Raw genomic sequence first — 13,240 nt, 5'->3', positions numbered from 1 at the left:
AAGTATAAATTTTTGCGCATAGCTGTCTAGCTTCGACGTACAGGAAGTTCTAGTGCAAATCTTTTCGGTGGGGCGAGCATTTACGCGCAGTCCCAGGCGACGCCACAAGACGTGGCGTTCTAAGCCTGCTAGCCCAGAAACTAGGCGACTTCCCGCAGCGCCTTACGATAAAGAAGACTTGCCGATTGGCTTTAGACAGAGGCTTAGTCGCCCTTATGCCCTTGGGTGAAAGTTATCATCGATTCGCACAGGTAAAGGAGGGCCAACTAAATACGCCCTTTGCGGGCAACGTTGGCATACCCCTTTTGCAGGGGCATGATTCCTTTATCTAGGAAGGTTTGGAATGTTCGATTAAAACCGCCACTTTGCGTGGCAACATCGAACCACCAGCTTTGAGCTGGCGCAGTCGCTACGTTTCTAAGTGGGGCGTTTGCGCTTTTCTTAGTCTTTTTTTTTGATAAAATATCGTACCATGATAAAATAAACGAAGATGAACTATTTTTAAAGGGAGCGATTCAGCAGTGGAAAAAATAGTAAATGAACTAGTTGAATGGTTGCAATTACAAACAAAAATGGCAAATGCAAATGGATTAACCGTAGGGGTTAGTGGTGGATTAGATTCTGCTGTTGTTGCTTTTTTAATAAAACGTGCTTTTCCGGAACGTTCACTTGGAGTAGTAATGCCGCTTAAAAGCAACCCAAAAGATATTGACCATGCACAGCAAGTAATTGCTGAAAGTGGTATTGAAGGTATAACGGTTGATTTAACTGAATCGCATCGGGTCATGTATAATAATATAAAAGAATCGCTTGAAAACAGAAATGAATGGAATGGTGAAAAGAATCAATTGGCCGATGCCAATCTAAGAGCTAGGCTTCGGATGGGAACACTATATACGATTGCGACAAATTACCGTTATTTAGTCGTTGGAACAGATAATGCCTCTGAATGGTATACTGGATATTTTACAAAGTACGGTGACGGTGGTGTAGACATACTGCCGATTGTTGATTTTACGAAAGAAGAAGTACGTGAGATGGCTGCGTTTTTAGGTGTACCTCAAGCGGTCATTAATAAAAAACCGAGTGCTGATTTATGGGAAGGTCAGACAGATGAAGAAGAAATGGGTACAACATACAGTAATATTGATGGTTTCCTTAAAGGTGAACCGATACCTGAAGAAGATCAGGTCGTTATTGAAAAAATGCATAAACAAACCGAACATAAACGTAACATCCCTAAACAATATAAACGCACTTTACCTTAAATTAACATGATTATTATTCTCCTTTATTCAAAAAATATCGGGTAAAGGAGGTTTTACGTTGATGAAATTACTAATAACTTTTTTCGCTGTCGGTCTGTTCGTATTAACTGGTTGTGCAAATGGCAACGACGATGCTGAGCAAAAAATTAATGAAACAAATCCGGATTTAATCCGTTATGAATCGAAAGAGGAACAAAACGCCCGTTTCGGAATTAATGAATATGCAGATAAGGATTATTATCAAAGTGATGAGAAAGGTATTGCACTGGACGGAAATGAAAGCAAGCTTTTTAATTCAAAAGAGGCTAGATTAATTACTCAAAAACTGCATAAACGTACAGACATTAAACAAAGTCAGGTAGCAACAATCGAAGATACCGTAATCGTTTCTGTTACATTGAAGGACTATACGAACGATAATATAACAAACAGCATAAAGCAGGATGTACAAGAAATCGTCCCTGCCAAGGAAGTAATAATTTATACAGATGATATTCACTGGAACCGGATGAGAAATCTACAGTCAGGATTAAAACAAAGAGAAATCGGAGAAAACCTAGAACATTATTTGGAGGACAACTTTAATATTCGCCTTAAAGACTAACCCTTGTTACAAAGCAGGGGTTTTCATTTTGATCAGAAACTGTATGTTATAATAAAAAAGATGATTCTAATTAATTACGATTATTTTTATTAATTATTGTAAGAGCTACACGAACAGTGCTCGAAAAGGCTCCCACTTAATATATGCCGCTATTTTTGGTATACTTAACATGAATTTCCTAGAGAGGAGAATGTCCAGTGGCTGGTCATTCCAAATGGCACAATATACAGAGAAGAAAGAATGCACAAGATGCTAAAAGAGGTAAAATATTTATGCGTCACGCAAAGGCAATCTACACTGCCGCTAAGCAAGGAGGGGATGTGACCACGAATCCCGCATTACGCCTAGCGATTGATAAAGCAAAAGCGGATAATATGCCTAATGATAATATAGATCGCGCTATAAAGAAAGCAACAGGCACAATGGATGGAGCAAGTTACGAAGAAATTACTTACGAAGGATACGGTCCAGGCGGAACTGCCATTATTGTTCATGTTTTAACAGATAACAGAAACAGAACAGCATCAGAAGTAAGGCATGCATTTACAAAAAATAACGGTAATCTTGGAGAAACAGGTTGTGTTTCTTTCATGTTTGATAGGAAAGGTTATATTGTTATTTTAAATACAGATAAAAGTGTAAATGAAGAAGAAATTACTTTAGCCGCGATTGAAGCTGGTGCAGAGGATATTGAAGCATCAGATGGCTTATATGAAATATATACTTTACCGGAGGAATTACAAGCTGTAGCCGACCAATTGCGGGAAGCAGGATATATAATTGAAGAGACAGAAGTTACATTAATTCCACAAACGTATAGCCAAATCAGAGAAGAAGAACAAGGAAAAATGCTTCAGTTAATTGATATGCTGGAAGATTCCGAAGATGTTCAGGATGTACATCATAATTGGGAAATGACTCAGTAGAGTGAATTACAGCTTTCAAATCTTTTTACCGGACTAAAAATCGGTTTTGCAGCATTCTAACATAGAGGAAGCGTTCAAAGTTCATAAAGGGGATTGGGGAATGATTGCTTATATTAGAGGGACATTGACGTTCATTTATGAGGAAACAATAACGGTCGATGTTAACGGAGTTGGTTATGAAATCCTATGTGCTGATCCTTATGTCTTTCAGCCGTTGCTGAATAAAGAAATACTTATTTATACTTATCATCATGTCAGAGAAGATGCTCAACATTTATATGGATTTGAAACAGAAGATGAAAAGTTTTTATTTGTAAAGCTTATTTCTGTATCCGGTATTGGACCAAAAAGTGGAATAGCCATTCTCGGCAGTGTGGACGTGGATGAATTTATTCAGGCGATCGAGCAGGAAGACGACAAATACTTAACGAAATTCCCAGGTGTGGGGAAAAAGACAGCGAGACAAATTATACTTGACCTGAAGGGGAAACTAACCGGACTCCTTCGAGTGGCCAACATTCCTGTAGAAGATAAAGAAGCAAATACAAGAGCTACTGATAAGCTCGAGGAAGCATTTGCGGCATTAAAGGCATTAGGATATTCAGAACGTGAGATTGGTGGGGTTAAATCCCAGCTGATAAAGACACCTCAGGGAAGTACCGACGAAATCATTCGAAATGCTTTAGCATTATTAATGAAAAACTGATAAAAGGGGGCGAATCCAATGGAAGACCGAATCATTACCGGTGAGGAGACAGGTGACGATGCATCTGTTGAATTAAGCTTGCGCCCTTCGTTTTTAAATCAATATATTGGTCAGAATAAAGTGAAAGAGAACTTGAGTATCTTTATCCAAGCTGCAAAAATGCGTAATGAACCTCTTGATCATGTCTTATTATATGGACCGCCGGGGTTGGGGAAAACAACATTAGCGGCAATCATTGCCAACGAGATGGACGTACAATTTCGCTCCACTTCCGGCCCAGCTATCGAGCGAGCGGGGGATTTGGCAGCAATTCTATCTTCACTTGAACCGGGTGATGTGTTATTTATCGATGAGATTCACCGCTTGCCCCATTCTGTTGAAGAAGTACTTTATCCAGCAATGGAAGATTTCTTTCTGGATATTGTTATTGGAACTGGACCAAGTGCCCGTTCTGTAAGAATAGATCTTCCGCCATTTACTCTGGTTGGAGCAACAACAAGAGCAGGTCTTTTGTCAGCACCGCTTCGGGACAGGTTTGGTGTATTGAGCCGTCTGGAATTTTATGAAGCGAAGGATTTGTGTGCTATTATTGAACGAACGGCAGAAATTTTTGACACAACCATAACAAAAGAGGCTGCTGCGGAAGTGGCACGACGGGCGAGAGGAACACCAAGGATCGCCAATCGGCTTTTCAAAAGAATTCGGGATATTTCACAAGTGAAAGGTGAACGGGAAATTAGTTTGCCTACTACAGATACAGCTTTACACATGCTTCAAGTAGATGATGCTGGACTGGATCATATTGATCACAAATTATTAAAAGGCATTATAGAAGGATTTAGCGGAGGCCCAGTCGGTCTTGATACGATTGCCGCTACAATTGGCGAAGAATCACAGACGATAGAAGATGTATATGAACCTTACCTGTTGCAAGTTGGATTCATTCAACGAACCCCAAGGGGCAGACTTGTGACGGAAAAAGCATATGCACATTTTGGATTGAAAGTGAATGATAAGGAATGAATGCGGGCAAGCTGTTTATTTTGCTCGGAATAGTTTTTTTACTTATTGGTATCATTTGGACATTTATAGGCAAACTGCCGGGAGATATCAGCTTTAAAAAAGGCAACGTTTCTTTTCATTTCCCTATCATGACTTCTATCGTTATCAGTGTCGTTCTTTCGCTCATCTTGTTTATTTTAAGTAAATTTCGTTAATAACTATCTGGGAGAATATACAAATGAATGTAGAAGATTTTAATTTTGATCTACCTGAACAACTTATAGCACAAACCCCTTTAAAAGATCGATCTGCATCTCGTCTGCTCGTATTGGATAGGGAACAAAAGAACACAGCACATCGTTTTTTTACGGATGTAGTGGAGTATTTGAATGAAGGCGATTGTTTAGTGCTGAATGATACACGTGTACTCCCTGCAAGGATTTATGGTGTCAAGAAAGATTCTGGTGCTAATATAGAAGTATTGTTGCTTCATCAACAAGAAAAAGATCGGTGGGAAACTCTTGTAAAGCCAGCGAAACGTGTTAAAGTTGGCACTGAAATTATTGTAGGTGACGGAAAGTTGCGGATGGTATGCACCGCAAAACAAGAGCATGGGGCGTGTACGTTTCAATTAAATTATAATGGTATTTTTTATGAAATCCTGGAAGAATTGGGAGAAATGCCGCTTCCACCGTATATAAAAAAACAATTGCCTGAAAAAGAACGTTATCAAACCGTTTATGCAAAGGAAACCGGATCAGCTGCAGCCCCAACAGCAGGTCTCCATTTTACTGAAGAGTTGCTGGAAGTGATCCAAAAAAAAGGTGTTTCAGTTAAGTATATAACGTTGCATGTTGGCCTCGGTACGTTTCGCCCGGTTAGTGTGAATACGGTGGAAGAACATCGTATGCATGCCGAATATTATCATATATCCCAGCAAACGGCTGATGATTTGAATGCAACAAAAAGACAAGGTGGAAAGATTATTGCTGTTGGAACAACCACTACTCGAACACTAGAGACGATAGCGAGAGACAATAATGGGAAGTTGAAAGCTTCCAGCGGCTGGACAGATATATTTATATATCCTCCTTATTCGTTTCGAGCAATTGATGGACTAGTTACAAACTTTCATTTACCAAAATCGACACTAATAATGCTAGTCAGTTCGTTTGCGGGAAAAAATGAAATATTACAAGCGTATAAAGAAGCAGTTGAAAAACAGTATCGATTTTTCAGCTTCGGAGATGCTATGTTAATTATATAATAGGGACTGAAGGATAATATGCCAATAACTTATGAATTAATAAAAACGTGCAAACAAACGGGCGCAAGACTTGGTAAAGTCCACACCCCCCACGGTACCTTTGACACGCCGATGTTCATGCCTGTTGGAACGTTGGCTACTGTGAAAACGATGAGTCCGGAAGAGTTGGTGGACATGAACGCCCAAATTATATTATCCAATACATATCATCTCTGGTTGCGACCAGGGGAAGATATCATTAAAGAAGCCGGTGGGTTGCATACCTTTATGAACTGGGATCGACCTATTTTAACTGATTCGGGCGGTTTTCAGGTGTTCAGTTTGAGCAATACACGAGAAATCAGCGAAAAAGGTGTTCACTTCAGACACCACCTGAGTGGAGAAAAGCTATTCTTTTCACCGGAAAAAGCAATGCAAATTCAAAATGATCTCGGCCCCGATATTATGATGGTCTTGGATGAATGCCCGCCTTTTCCTGCAACACAGGATTATATGAAAGACTCCATTGAGCGCACTACGAGGTGGGCAGAGAGATGTTTAAAAGCACATAATCGCAGTGATCAACAAGGGTTATTTGGAATCATTCAAGGTGGAGAATATGAAAATTTACGTAAACAAAGTGCCAGAGATCTTATATCACTGGATTTTCCCGGGTATGCTATAGGTGGGCTATCTGTAGGTGAACCTAAACATATTATGAATAACGTGCTGGAGTATACAACGCCGCTCATGCCAAGCAATAAACCTCGTTACTTAATGGGAGTCGGTTCTCCTGATTCTTTAATAGAAGGTGCCATGCGAGGAATTGATATGTTTGACTGTGTTTTGCCGACAAGGATTGCTCGTAATGGGACGTGTATGACGTCTAATGGAAGACTTGTAGTAAGAAATGCCAAATATGCCCGTGATTTCGGGCCAATTGATGAAAATTGCAGCTGTCATGTGTGTCAGAATTATACGAGAGCGTATATTCGCCACTTAATTAAATGTAACGAAACGTTTGGATTTAGACTTACTACTTACCATAACTTATATTTTCTGTTAAAATTGATGGAGCAAGTACGAACAGCAATTTTTGATGATCGTCTTGGCGACTTTAAAGAGGCATTCTTTGAACAATATGGATTCAATGATATGCATTCGAAAAACTTTTAGTGAAGGGAGGATAATATATAATGGAGACGCTTATATCGCTATCACCAATTATTTTAATGTTTGTGATCTTCTATTTTCTACTTATACGTCCACAGCAAAAACGTCAGAAACAAGTTAGACAAATGCAGTCGGAACTGAAAAAAGGAGATGCTGTCATAACGATTGGTGGATTACATGGGGAAGTACATGCTATTGATGAAGACACCGTCGTAATCGCCTGTGGAGAAAATAGCAGGATGAAGTATGACCGTTCCGCAATCCGCGAAGTGAAACAGAGCTAAAGGATTGCCGTACATAAACCAAAAGTGTTTAACCAAAGAGAAATCCGAACGATGATTTAAAAATTCTGTACCCAGAATTTCATCTGTTCGGATTTTTTTGCACCTTGTTGCTAATTAACCATAAACTACGACGTAGCTACGGTTGATTTCCGCTTCAGGCAGACGCTCTCCGCGGGCGAGCGCTTAACCGCTTCGTCGCTACGCTCCTGCAGGGTCTCAGCTGTCTCGCTTTCCCGCAGGACTCGCCGCCTTGCGATCCAATCAACATGATATATGCTGATCATTATTCTCAAGAACTTAATTTTTCAGTGGCTTACAGGAAGCCGACTAGGAGTCAACTGCCCTCCGCTCCAAACAACCATCTTAAAGGGTGAAATTATTTGGGTCCAGTGCAAAGCACGAGAAGGCCCACCAGCCGCCCGCGGCTAAGAAGACACCGTGAATGTGAATGCATGAACGGATGTCGCGCTTGTGCCCCGTGGGTGAAAGCGTGGTATATTTCCGTAGCGGTATGATAAAGACAATTACTATCTCTGTAGGCTACGTCGCAGCTTACAACCACTACGCAAGAAACCCAACCAATAAAAAGTGACGTCCTAGACTTTCTATCCTGTATTTCTAAAAAATAATTTTAGATTTACTCCTGAGTGCTATGTCGTTATTCTTTGTTTGCTACGACAAGATTCACGCCAATCATGCCGCCTAGCAACGCTGCCAATATATATCCCGCATGATGCAGCGATTGTTCCATCGTAAACGCTTGTTGATATCCAAGGTATTGTACGGAAAATGTAAAGATTGTAAACCCAAGACCGGTTATCCCGCCAATTAACCACCCTTTACCTTTTCCTTTAATACCTGCAACAATTCCTCCGGTAAATAAAGAAATAAGACCAATTGCTAATGTTACATAGGATATCGTCGGCTCGTTAAAAGAAGTGAATCGTAATAGAAAGGCAAGTGTAACACTTGAAACAAGGATCAATCCCAAAATCACAATCCAACCATATACCATAGCAGTAAAATGATTCTTTTCCATTATTTGTTCGACACCCCCTCTGATTGTCCATCTATAACCATTTTATTCAATTGGACAAAATTTAGACGGAAAAATAAGAAAAAATTAAATCCCGTATTAACAATGGTGAAATTCCACTTCAAAAGTAAGTAGGAATCCAAATCATTTTTAAGGAATTAACTGCTAAGAGAAGTACAACACTGTTGAAAGAATTTTAGTAAATTGTTATGGATACACTGGAAGATGAAGTCCCGAAGTATGCAACATTAAGACACCCATTTTTGAAGGACGGGTATTTGCTTTAATTCATCTCTCGTAATAAATCTTAGTAAAAATAAACAAATAATATAAAAAATACTAAGCAAAATCAGCATTGCAATAAACACGAGAAGATTGGAATCCATTCCTTGATAAACTACTTTTAATCCACTAGCAATAACAGAAGTGAGTGATACAAGTACAATCATTTTCCATATGTCAGAAAATCGGATAAAAAACCGAATAGATTTATATAAAGTAGCCAAATGCAGCAAAGTGATAAGAACTACTCCGACAGACATGGCAATAGCAACACCGTTAATTCCAAAATCTTTATTTGAAGCGAGCATAAATAAAGTGATAAATTTAAAGAATGCACCGACTAAGCTATTGAACATTGCCGGCTTGGCAAGATCCAGTGCTAAAAGCGCGGCTTGTAAAGGAGATTGGATGTATAACATGATGAAAAAAGGAGCCATTAGTACTAAAAATTTACTTGCGTTTGCGGTTCCATACATATATGTTAGTATAGTTACAGAAAAAATGGTGAGAACAATGGTTGCGAGAGCACCGGATGCGAACGAAATTCGTATCGATTGATGAATACGATAATGGGTAAGACGTTGATTGTTTTTTGCTTCTGCTTCGGCGATAGAGGGAACTAATGCAATTGACAGAGAATGTGTAATAAAAGTAGGTAAAAATAATAATGGAAGTACAAATCCGGTTAGCTCACCATACTGTTTAGTCGCTACAGTTGTGGCTACGCCGGCAATTGCTAAACTTTGCGCAACGATGATCGGTTCCATAAAGTTGGATACCGAACTGATTAATCTGCTTCCCGTGTTAGGGAGTGCGATCGAAAATAATTCTTTCAACGTGTGCTTGCTCTCTTTTAAATAGAAAAAAAACCGATGTCTTATGGAAACAACTTTTTTTCTTTTAAACAAGTAAAACATAAAAAATAATGACACGAGTTCGCCGATAATGACACTGACCATCGCACCGGCAGCGGCAAATTCCACACCATACGGTAATGTTATTTTGACCAATATAAATACAAAAGAAATACGAATGACCTGCTCGATTACTTGGGCGTAACTTTGCGGTTTCATATTCTGCTTTCCTTGAAAATATCCCTTCAGCACAGACGACACCGCAATGATTGGTACAATTGGGCTGATGGCAAGCAAGGGATAGATTGTCCGCTCATCTGTCAATAATGAAGTTGCAATGTATGGGATAGCAATAATCATTCCGATTGTAAAAATGATGCTTGTTATGGTAACAATGACTAATGAAACAACAAGTATTTTTTTAACTTTCAATGTATCATTTTTTGCGTCCGCTTCAGCTATCCGTTTTGAAATGGCTACAGGTAGTCCAATTTGAGATAGTGTAATGACTAAAAAAAGGGTCGGCAGGGCCATCATATAAAGACCTACACCTTCTTCACCCATTAAACGTGCAACGACAATCCGGTTAATAAAACCTAAAAAACGTGTAATCATGCCAGCTAGAATTAATATTAATGTTCCTTTTAGAAATGACTGTTTCGTCATTTATAACGCCTGCCTTCTCAAAAAATAAAAATTCATATACAATGATATATATGCGAGCATGTCGTCCAAGCATGACAAGAACTATTAATTCGTCTCGCTGTAGGAGGGGGACCATTTGGAACAATTAAAAACGGTTAGAGACTGGAAAGCATCTATTGAACCAGCACTTATTAGCAAAGCGAGAGAGTTTCAATTAATGGGGTATAAAGAGGCAACACCAGAAGGGATATGGGAATGTCTCAATACAAAGTTATGGAAAAATAACCCTTCCAAACGATTGCATGAAGTAGTGCAAGATATTTTCCACTTGAACACAAATATATATATGAGTTATTTAACAGTTAATGCTCAAGTACAGGAAGATGACTTAATGGCTTCAATCCATGCGCTGAACGAAGGAAATAATTAATTTTTATTACATATTCGGCATTAATTCCCATTGAATAGAGGGAGGAAAAGATTCATATGAAAAAAAGAGGTAGAATTATTACTTTTTTTCTAATCGTTATCGTATTTGCAGCTACGATTGGAACAACTGCAACAGGCGTAAGTAAAAATATTAATTTAGGGCTCGATCTACAAGGTGGATTCGAAGTACTTTATGAAGTAGAACCCGTGGATGACGACCAGGAAGTTTCCAGAAAACTTCTAGAGTCGACTGTTCAGACGCTTAATGATCGCGTGAACCGACTCGGTATTAGTGAAACTGTTATTGATATTGAAGGTGAAGACCGTATCCGAGTCCAACTTGCAGGTGTGGAAGATCAAACAGAGGCAAGAGAAATTTTATCAACATCTGCGATATTGTCCTTTCGTGATGTAAACGACAAAGAATATTTGGATGGATCAGATATTAAAGAAGGCAGTGCCAAACAGGATTTTGACCCAAATTCAAATGCCCCTATGGTTACTCTTCAATTAAAAGATGCGAACAAATTTGCAGAAGTGACAAAAAAAATTAAAAACATGGGCGAACCGAACAATTTGCTTGTTATTTGGATGGATTATCAAGAAGATGATTCTTTTGCCGAGGAAGTGAAAAAAGAGAATCCTAAATATATTTCTGCCCCGAAAGTTGGGGAAGTTATTAACTCCACAAGTGTCCAAATAACCGGGGACTTCACGGTTGAATCGGCACAGCGGTTGGCTAATATTATTAATTCAGGGTCTTTGCCGGTACATATGAATGAATTATATTCGACGTCTGTAGGTGCCCAGTTTGGTGAACAAGCATTAAATAAAACGGTATTTGCAGGATTTATTGGTGTAGGACTTATTTTTATTTTTATGATGTCGGCGTATCGTTTTCCTGGATTGATTGCATCCATTAATTTAGCTATCTACATATACATTATTTTACTTGTATTTGGATTAATGAATGGTGTATTAACGTTGCCGGGTATTGCTGCTCTTATTTTAGGGGTAGGTATGGCCGTTGACGCTAATGTTATCACCTTTGAAAGAATCAAAGAGGAAATGAGAACAGGTAAATCATTGTTAGCTGCGTTTAAAGCAGGTTCAAAGAACTCACTAAAAACGATTGTTGATGCAAATATAACTACGTTGCTCGCTGCTGCTGTTTTATTTATGTTTGGTACGAGTTCAGTTAAAGGATTTGCTACAATGCTCATCGTCAGTATTGCAGTGAGCTTTTTAACAGCTGTCTATGGGACAAGACTACTGCTCGGCCTCTGGATAAAAACGCGCTACTTGAATAATCGACCAGGCTGGTTCGGTGTAAAACAAAGTCAGATTAAAGATATTTCCGATACGACGGAAGAAGAACCAACGATATTTAATCGAACCGTCGACGTTGTAAAACATCAGAAAAAAATATTTGTGTTCACTACTTTCGTTCTGATAATCGGATGCGTATCACTGCTACTTTTTAAATTAAATCCGGGAATCGACTTTACGAGCGGTTCGAGAGTAGAGGTTTTAGCAGAAGAAACTTTAACTACAGAGGAAATTGAATCAAGTGTAGAAGAAATGGAGTTGGAACCAAAATCGATTGTTTTATCTGGTGAGAACAGCGAAATTGCTGTTATCCGTTTCGATAAAGTATTGACTGATGATCGAATTGCTGATGTGAAACAACACTTTAGTGAATTGTACGGAAATGAGCCGAATGTCAGTGTCGTTTCTTCAATTGTCGGTGAAGAACTTGTGAAGAATGCTATTTACGCACTAGCGATTGCCTCTATAGGGATGATCATTTATGTAACTTTAAGGTTTGAATTTTTCTTTGCCATTACGGCAATTATTGCATTATTGCATGATACATTTTTCCTTTTGGTCGTCTTTAGCATTACTAGAATAGAATTTGATGTTACGATTGTTGCGGCTATCTTGACAATAATCGGGTATTCGATTAATAACACCATCGTTGTATTTGACCGGATTAGGGAAAATATAAGAAATAAAAACCGCGTCATCAAGTCTGCCAAAGAGCTTGCAAAAATTGTAAATACAAGCTTGGTACAAACATTTATGCGCAGCATTAATACAACTGTAACAACGATGATTGCTGTGTTAGCATTTCTTATCCTAGGAGCACAATCAATTTTTGGATTTGCTATTGCCTTAGCTGTTGGCTTAATCGCCGGAACGTATTCATCCTTGTTTCTAGCGTCACAGCTCTGGCTCGTATGGCGTGGTCGTTCATTAAAAGAAAGACCACTGGACTTTACAAAGAAAAAGAAGATAGAAGGACCGCAAGTATAAAATCATATGTGCCTCTGCTTCGATATGAATAATGAAATGATTCAGGGGCACTTTTTATAAAATAGGTATTCGCTACTCTTCAGTCATTACTTGAAAGTGTTTTAGAGGGAGGAAAAAAGATGAGGGGACAGACGTACGTCATATTTACGATCGTCTTTATTATTATAATTACTGTTTTTGCCCTAACAAACACGAGCAGTGTGGAAGTTAACTACTTATTTTGGAGTGGGAAATCACCCCTGATATTAGTTATATTATTTTCCGTGCTTCTTGGCTGTATCGTTACAGCGATAGCAGGCAGTGTAAAAATTATTCGATTACAACGCGAAATAAAAAAATTGAAAGTAGCAAATGATCAGAAAGAAGCAATTCTACAGGAGAATAAGCTTGTAGAAGAGGACAAACCGGAGGAATAAAGAGTTAAAGCCAACATTGCACTCCTTGATCTCCTTTTGTATAATTAATTCGT

The 13,240-nt window shown here is 38.8% G+C and carries 14 protein-coding genes; 12 read left to right on the top strand and 2 right to left on the bottom strand.

All coding sequences use genetic code 11. The features are described 5' to 3' along the window. Positions 1-521 precede the first annotated feature (521 nt). From nadE to yajC, 9 genes are all read left to right on the top strand, one after another. Positions 522-1,268 (top strand): NAD(+) synthase, encoded by a 747-nt coding sequence (nadE, locus tag ACLIBG_RS04350; RefSeq protein WP_439311497.1) that lies wholly within the window; start codon positions 522-524, stop codon positions 1,266-1,268. Between the two features lie 61 nt (positions 1,269-1,329). Further along, positions 1,330-1,872 carry a YhcN/YlaJ family sporulation lipoprotein gene (locus ACLIBG_RS04345; protein WP_439311525.1) on the top strand — a complete coding sequence of 181 codons (543 nt, stop codon included), beginning with the start codon at positions 1,330-1,332 and terminating at the stop codon, positions 1,870-1,872. A 197-nt stretch (positions 1,873-2,069) separates the two neighbouring features. Continuing rightward, positions 2,070-2,798, top strand: coding sequence for a YebC/PmpR family DNA-binding transcriptional regulator (locus tag ACLIBG_RS04340; protein ID WP_439311496.1), 729 nt, complete (start codon positions 2,070-2,072; stop codon positions 2,796-2,798). 100 nt (positions 2,799-2,898) lie between these two features. Next, positions 2,899-3,504 (top strand): Holliday junction branch migration protein RuvA, encoded by a 606-nt coding sequence (ruvA, locus tag ACLIBG_RS04335; protein WP_439311495.1) that lies wholly within the window; start codon positions 2,899-2,901, stop codon positions 3,502-3,504. Positions 3,505-3,522: 18 nt separating this feature from the next. Next, complete coding sequence (gene ruvB / locus ACLIBG_RS04330) at positions 3,523-4,527, top strand: Holliday junction branch migration DNA helicase RuvB (RefSeq protein ID WP_439311494.1); 1,005 nt, start codon at positions 3,523-3,525, stop codon at positions 4,525-4,527. Continuing rightward, complete coding sequence (locus ACLIBG_RS04325) at positions 4,524-4,721, top strand: DUF2905 domain-containing protein (RefSeq protein WP_439311493.1); 198 nt, start codon at positions 4,524-4,526, stop codon at positions 4,719-4,721. The genes ruvB and ACLIBG_RS04325 overlap by 4 nt, the downstream gene beginning before the upstream one ends. 23 nt (positions 4,722-4,744) lie before the next feature. Then, entirely contained in the window at positions 4,745-5,773 is a 1,029-nt protein-coding gene (queA, locus tag ACLIBG_RS04320) for a tRNA preQ1(34) S-adenosylmethionine ribosyltransferase-isomerase QueA (protein ID WP_439311492.1), read from the top strand. A gap of 18 nt (positions 5,774-5,791) precedes the next feature. Then, on the top strand, positions 5,792-6,928 hold the full coding sequence (tgt, locus tag ACLIBG_RS04315) for a tRNA guanosine(34) transglycosylase Tgt (protein ID WP_439311491.1): 1,137 nt from the start codon (positions 5,792-5,794) through the stop codon (positions 6,926-6,928). A 20-nt stretch (positions 6,929-6,948) separates the two neighbouring features. Continuing rightward, positions 6,949-7,209 (top strand): preprotein translocase subunit YajC, encoded by a 261-nt coding sequence (gene yajC, locus ACLIBG_RS04310; protein ID WP_439311490.1) that lies wholly within the window; start codon positions 6,949-6,951, stop codon positions 7,207-7,209. Positions 7,210-7,867: 658 nt separating this feature from the next. Here yajC and ACLIBG_RS04305 read toward each other — a convergent pair. Together ACLIBG_RS04305 and spoVB are read right to left on the bottom strand one after the other, a co-directional pair. Beyond that, complete coding sequence (locus ACLIBG_RS04305) at positions 7,868-8,248, bottom strand: TIGR04086 family membrane protein (protein WP_439311489.1); 381 nt, start codon at positions 8,246-8,248, stop codon at positions 7,868-7,870. 245 nt (positions 8,249-8,493) lie between these two features. Then, positions 8,494-10,047, bottom strand: a complete 1,554-nt coding sequence (spoVB, locus tag ACLIBG_RS04300; protein ID WP_439311488.1) for a stage V sporulation protein B — start codon at positions 10,045-10,047, stop codon at positions 8,494-8,496. A gap of 115 nt (positions 10,048-10,162) precedes the next feature. Between spoVB and ACLIBG_RS04295 the strand changes: the two genes are divergently transcribed. From ACLIBG_RS04295 to ACLIBG_RS04285, 3 genes are all read left to right on the top strand, one after another. Continuing rightward, entirely contained in the window at positions 10,163-10,456 is a 294-nt protein-coding gene (locus tag ACLIBG_RS04295; RefSeq protein WP_439311487.1) for a post-transcriptional regulator, read from the top strand. Positions 10,457-10,512: 56 nt separating this feature from the next. After that, complete coding sequence (gene secDF, locus ACLIBG_RS04290) at positions 10,513-12,771, top strand: protein translocase subunit SecDF (RefSeq protein WP_439311486.1); 2,259 nt, start codon at positions 10,513-10,515, stop codon at positions 12,769-12,771. Positions 12,772-12,890: 119 nt separating this feature from the next. Then, a complete protein-coding gene (locus ACLIBG_RS04285; protein ID WP_439311485.1) occupies positions 12,891-13,187 on the top strand; it encodes a LapA family protein in 297 nt (98 codons plus the stop codon). Positions 13,188-13,240 lie beyond the last annotated feature (53 nt).

This window comes from Virgibacillus sp. W0181, assembly GCF_051846915.1.
GTDB lineage: Bacteria > Bacillota > Bacilli > Bacillales > Amphibacillaceae > JBPYCR01.
The sequence above is the reverse complement of the archived record's forward strand: the minus strand, read 5'-3'. Positions and strand labels throughout refer to the sequence as shown.

Bases quoted from the DNA above. Each gene is read 5' to 3' on its own strand.
- ACLIBG_RS04345 (WP_439311525.1), top strand. From the start codon at position 1,330: ATGAAATTACTAATAACTTTTTTCGCTGTCGGTCTGTTCGTATTAACT.
- ruvA (WP_439311495.1), top strand. From the start codon at position 2,899: ATGATTGCTTATATTAGAGGGACATTGACGTTCATTTATGAGGAAACA.
- ruvB (WP_439311494.1), top strand. From the start codon at position 3,523: ATGGAAGACCGAATCATTACCGGTGAGGAGACAGGTGACGATGCATCT.
- ACLIBG_RS04325 (WP_439311493.1), top strand. From the start codon at position 4,524: ATGAATGCGGGCAAGCTGTTTATTTTGCTCGGAATAGTTTTTTTACTT.
- queA (WP_439311492.1), top strand. From the start codon at position 4,745: ATGAATGTAGAAGATTTTAATTTTGATCTACCTGAACAACTTATAGCA.
- tgt (WP_439311491.1), top strand. From the start codon at position 5,792: ATGCCAATAACTTATGAATTAATAAAAACGTGCAAACAAACGGGCGCA.
- yajC (WP_439311490.1), top strand. From the start codon at position 6,949: ATGGAGACGCTTATATCGCTATCACCAATTATTTTAATGTTTGTGATC.
- ACLIBG_RS04305 (WP_439311489.1), bottom strand. From the start codon at position 8,248: ATGGAAAAGAATCATTTTACTGCTATGGTATATGGTTGGATTGTGATT.
- spoVB (WP_439311488.1), bottom strand. From the start codon at position 10,047: ATGACGAAACAGTCATTTCTAAAAGGAACATTAATATTAATTCTAGCT.
- secDF (WP_439311486.1), top strand. From the start codon at position 10,513: ATGAAAAAAAGAGGTAGAATTATTACTTTTTTTCTAATCGTTATCGTA.
- ACLIBG_RS04285 (WP_439311485.1), top strand. From the start codon at position 12,891: ATGAGGGGACAGACGTACGTCATATTTACGATCGTCTTTATTATTATA.